Origin of the sequence: Edaphobacter sp. (genome assembly GCF_035532915.1) — a bacterium.
Taxonomy (GTDB): Bacteria; Acidobacteriota; Terriglobia; order Terriglobales; family Acidobacteriaceae; genus Edaphobacter.
The window spans coordinates 1-5,077 of record NZ_DATKQC010000279.1; the positions used below are offsets into that span (position 1 = coordinate 1).

Here is a 5,077-nt window from a genome sequence, read left to right on the forward strand (position 1 = left end):
GAAGATCTGCTTCATCGTGGCTGCCCCCATGCCGTGCCCACAGTCGGCCACTGTTATCCGGAAGCGTCGTCTACCATCGTCTGGATCAATGGAAGCGGAAGCACGCAGAACAATCCTGCCGCCCTGGTCAACCGAATCCAGGCTGTTTGCAAGCAGGTTCGCCAGTACCTGCCGCAGTTCTCCGGACACCCCCATCACCTGTAGCTGTTCAGCACACTGCTGCTCCACTATGGCTCCACTGGCCCGTATCTTCGCCTTTAGCAGGTCGACGACCGAGGCCATCAAAGCCGAGCCGGAGTTGCTCGTGGCTGCGGAAAACTCGCGATAAAATCCCAGCGTCTGTCGAACGATATGGGCGATACGCATCAGTTCCCCATCCGCGACATCCAGATACTCACGGGCCCCCTCAGGTAAGTCAGCGGTGGTGCGGACGAGATACAGAGTGTTAACCACAGCAGCGAGCGGATTGTTGATCTCGTGCGCGATGCTTGCCGCCATCCGTCCCGCACTCGCCAGCATTTCACTCCGCAGCAGCGCCTCTTCCGCCTGCTTGCGCGCGGTGTTGTCGGTGCCGATCAGCAGATAGCCGATGATGGCGTTCTGCGCGTCGCGCAGCGCCGTGACCGACACCACCGCCGAAAACCGGCTGCCATCCTTGCGGATGTAGGTCAACTCGTAGATGTCCTCGATCCCGCGCGAGGCCTTGAACACCAGCGCTTCAAAGCCTGGTTCAATCTGCGTTCCGAGTTCGAGACTCAATGCGGCGGCGCGGGCGATCACTTCCCGCGGATCGGAAATATCAGCCGGCGTGATCTGGTTCATCACTTCGGCGGCCGTGTAGCCCAGCATCCGCTCGGCACCCACGTTGAAGATTTGAATGACGCCATGCGCGTCCGTGGCGATACTTGAGAAATTGGTGCTGTTGAAGATCGCGTGCTGCAGGGCTCCCGCCTTGAGCAGCTCATCTTCCGCCCGCTTGCGCTCCGTCATCTCTGCTTGCAATTTTGTGTTGAGTTTCTCCGCCGCTTCCGTCAGCTCATGCTGGCGCACCGAGCCCAGCAGCAACGCCTGATTCATGGCGACCGCATCGTCATGAAACTGGGTCGCTTCGGTTATCTGGACCATAATGCCGAGATGGCTCTGGTTCGCCCCGAGCAACGGCCACATCGCGAACGACCAATAGAGCGGATGGATATGCTCCTGCCCGGTATGGCTATCGGCCAGTCCTGTCTTGGCGACCCGGTCAAGCAGTACCACGCATTCGTTCGCGCAGGGAGCAATGCCGGAGAAAGGCGTGCCGATCAATTCATCTTTCGATTTGCCGGTGAGCAGGCAAAAGGCCAGGTTGACGTAGCGCAGTGTGTGCACGGGACCGCCCAATCCAGCCATGGCCATGGGCGAAGCGTCGGCAACGGCGCGGCAGAGGTTCGGCAGGTCCATTTCCTGTTCGGTTGCCATCTGACCTCTGGGTCAAGCCTTTCGGTTGAGTAACAACTCTTCCGAGCGCAAGACCGACAGCGGTTGTGGGATTCCGGTGATGAGGTCTACGTAGTTCTTCAAGCGCTCCCCGATGACGATTCCGTCGGTGGTGATCTGATACTGCCGGATCTCCCGGCTGTGCGCACCCCTGCGCATCTTCACCACCATCATAATCTGGCTGAGTTGACCATCGATCTCTACATAACGCATCCGGACGATGTCGTCGGTGAGGAACGAGATGGAATAGCTGCTGAAGAGCAGTTCGGTGAACGTCTCCGGCATCTCCAGGGTGCTCAGGATAGTGATACCGATAGCGGTCAGGGCGAAGATCATGCGATAGAGCGATTCGCGAAAGTCGGCGCGGAAGGCGGGTGCTAATGCCATCTCGAAGCCGGCCAGGGAATCGATCACCAACCGCTTTGCTCCTGTCCTTTTCACGGCGTCGAGAATCTCCTGCATCATCTCGTCCACTGACAAATCCAGCGGTCGGAGGTAGATCACTTCCAGGCTTCCTTCGGCAAGCGGCGTCTGGAGATCGAGTCCGAATTCCGTGGCACGCGCAGTGTATTCATTGGGCCGCTCTTCAAAAACTGCCGCAATGCCTGCTTCGCCCGCCCGTATACCCGCAGCGAGGAATTGTGTCGCCATCAGTGATTTGCCAGTACCCGAGGAACCGGCGATCAGCAGGCTGTCCCCCTCAGGAACGCCTCCGCCCATCATCTCGTCCAACGCCGGAATCCCCATGGAAAGGCGCTTGACACTGGTAAATGTCTTCCTCTGGCCCAGCAGTCCGAGTGTGCGCGAGAAGGCCTGCAGACCGGCTTCGGTGATGCGGAAGGTGTGCAGGCCCGGCACGGAAGCCTGTCCGCGCAGCTTCATGACCTGCATCTTGCGCACGACGGAGTTCCGGTCCACTTGCTGAAAGAGCCAGAACAGACCGTCGGCAACGGTAAAGACGGGATTGTCGCGCACCTCCGACTCGGAATACTCGCCAATCAGGAACGTGGTCGCCTCCCAACTGGTGAGCAGCAGCGCCAACTGCTGCACGAACGTTTGGACAGCCATATCCTTGCCGTTGTGCATCTCGCTGCGTAGCACGGTGCGGAAGGAGTCCACCGCCACAATGCTCGGGTTGGCGGCTTCCACCTGTTTGGAAATCTCTTCCAGAACTCCCTGTAGCCCGCGCTCGATGAGATCCTGGCTCAGGTTGACGAAGCGCACGGCGTTGTTCAGCTTCGCCGCATCGAAGAAGGTGAATTGCTGCTGGTAGCGCAGCATCTTCAGCGCTGGTTCGCCCAGCACGGTGAAGTAAAGGGCAGGACGCTCCACCGTGGCATTGGCGAAGATGAACTGGTGCGCCAAGGTGGTCTTGCCACATCCGGGCGATCCAGCGATGATGTTGAACGAAAACTCGGGGAGACCGCCACCGAGTATCTCATCAAGTCCAGGTACTCCGGTCGGTAACTGGTTTATCTTGACCTTGCTCTGCTCGTTCATTTTGATTGATTCCTTCCAAACTTAATTTCGGAGCCGGGCAGATCTAGCCACACATCATGCAGGAGTCGGAGCGTGAGAGACTCGCCGATGAACGTGATCATCAGCCCGATTAAATGTGCAATGAGCACGGCACCCGACTGCGCCGCTTCGCCATTCACACCCTCCAGCGAGCCGTCCGACTTGACTTCCCATCCGCCGAGGACCGGAGACTCCTGCTTTGCCAAGCTCAATGCGCGCGCCAGGAGCGAGCGAAATCCCGCTACCCCAGCCAGCGCGGTTAAAGAACGGCGCAGCTTGTCGCACACGCGAGACACCGCATGCACATCAGCCATGGCAGGAGTTGTCTCAACCTCTTCGTAAGCAAGAAGTCGTTGGGCGAGCTCGCGTGTCGTCGGAGTGTCTGCGCTTCGCATCATTTGTTCGTGATCGTTTGTATTGACGTCTCGCAAATTTAGTCTACTCCGTCGCGAATTTGCTGATTGGTCAAAACACAACATCTTTCTTTTCTCTGAAGTGACTGATACATCCGTCATTCCGACCGCGGCGCAGCAGAGGGGCCGGCATCTCAGCGATAAGTCTGCCCAGTAAACGAGCGGAGATAGAGATGGTGTGCCGTCGGGAATAGGTTGTGCCCCCGATTTAGGTGGAAAACCTTCGACCAAGCATCCGCTGCACCATGCTAGGCCGTACACTTTAGCACCGGATTGCACTGACGGCGAGTTCGTATTGGTCAATTGTGCTCACCTTTCAGGAAGTATTTCAGGTAACTTGGTTTATGTGACGCCAAAATGGAGTGGGATGAAGCGCGTCGGTAATTTCGTTAGCCAAGCAACCGTCAAGGACGTATCAGCGCGATTGAGTCCTCGCCTTCAATGCGAGGCGTAACGTGCAAGGAGAGAACCAATGCTTCCCCCATCAATGATTCGCGATTGGGCCAGCAGGCTCATTGCTTCCGAAGTTGATGCTGATCCGTCTTCCGCACAGACCGAGATTGCGACACTTCGCGTCTATGAGAAGCTCCGCCGGCAGCTCTGCGCCCCCGTAGGAGTTGACGGTTTTCAGGCGCTCGCTTCTCGTGCTTTGTCTTTGGCCAAGTCGCAGTCTCCAAGGCTCAGTGCGGTGCAGGTAACGGCGAATGGATGCTTGCGCGGTTTTGGCGAAAATGAATTCCGACTAGACACAGATGAGGATGGCGAGGTCGGAATCATTCTGATTGCGCAGCTGCTCGGACTGTTTCTTACCCTCCTTGGCGAGGCGGCAACGGTGCGTTTGATAGAAGGTGCACCCCTTCAGATTGAGGTCAAAGCGAAGTTGGACACGACAGGAAGGAGCAACTTCGCTACAGGTACGAGCTACTTCGGGCCTTTCGAGGATATTCTGTTGGAAGCGGACCAACTAAGGAACGTGAGCGAACGCCTTGAGACCCTGGTGGACAAACATGTCGGTATCGAAGAGGTTATGAGCGTTGCGGGGAACATCCGCAATATTGCTACGGTATTGGATGTTTTTACACTCATCCGAAGCAAGGCTGGCGGATCACAAAGATGACACACTTATCCCACCAACGAATGGCTATGTGAATTGAGTTCCGCCAGCGCGACATCCAGAGCGGCTGAGGACGTCGAACACCTCAACCCCGGGGATCGTTTAGGAAAAGGCGGAATCGTCGCGCTAATTGTCCCTCAAAGCGTGTAATGGGTTGTGGATTCAAGAGTCAGGGTCAATTCACAACGCTCTTTCGGCAGTTCACAGGCAACCCCAGAGAAATTTAGCGGTGCGTGAGTGGTTGCGCTGCGAAGAGCGATCTTGTTTCACCCATCGACGACCGGGCGATCACGGTCTCGCAGCCCACTTGGCTTCTCTGGAGAAATTGTCCCGGACGAAGACCGATCTGCAGATTCCAGCCCCGGTGCTCGCCGGGAGACGAAGTTAATTCGAGAACGATCTGGCATGGCGATAGCTCCCGGATGGTCGGCAATCCGGGAATTAAGCTTTTCGGTAAAGAGAAGCGCGTTTGAACGAAGCCGCTGGCGCGGCGGATGCTGCATTGTTGCGGGTTTCGGGCGGTAGTTCGGTTTTAGGGTGTGGGTCACAAGGAGGT

The 5,077-nt window shown here is 57.2% G+C and carries 5 protein-coding genes; 1 reads left to right on the plus strand and 4 read right to left on the minus strand.

Annotated elements, in window-relative coordinates:
- From VMU57_RS13345 to VMU57_RS13355, 3 genes are all read right to left on the minus strand, one after another.
- The coding region (locus VMU57_RS13345) for a PAS domain S-box protein (RefSeq protein WP_325384189.1) at positions 1 to 1,458 on the minus strand (1,458 nt) is incomplete at its 3' end.
- Positions 1,459 to 1,470: 12 nt separating this feature from the next.
- A complete protein-coding gene (locus VMU57_RS13350) occupies positions 1,471 to 2,976 on the minus strand; it encodes an ATPase domain-containing protein (RefSeq protein ID WP_325384191.1) in 1,506 nt (501 codons plus the stop codon).
- The gene (locus VMU57_RS13355; RefSeq protein WP_325384193.1) at positions 2,973 to 3,308 is read right to left on the minus strand and encodes a hypothetical protein; all 336 of its coding nucleotides are present in this window, start codon (positions 3,306 to 3,308) and stop codon (positions 2,973 to 2,975) included. Before VMU57_RS13355 ends, VMU57_RS13350 begins: the two co-directional genes overlap by 4 nt.
- Positions 3,309 to 3,879: 571 nt before the next feature.
- Between VMU57_RS13355 and VMU57_RS13360 the strand changes: the two genes are divergently transcribed.
- The gene (locus VMU57_RS13360) at positions 3,880 to 4,524 is read left to right on the plus strand and encodes a hypothetical protein (protein ID WP_325384195.1); all 645 of its coding nucleotides are present in this window, start codon (positions 3,880 to 3,882) and stop codon (positions 4,522 to 4,524) included.
- A 263-nt stretch (positions 4,525 to 4,787) separates the two neighbouring features.
- Here VMU57_RS13360 and VMU57_RS13365 read toward each other — a convergent pair.
- A partial coding sequence (locus tag VMU57_RS13365) for a hypothetical protein (RefSeq protein ID WP_325384197.1) occupies positions 4,788 to 5,077 on the minus strand: 290 nt, incomplete at its 5' end.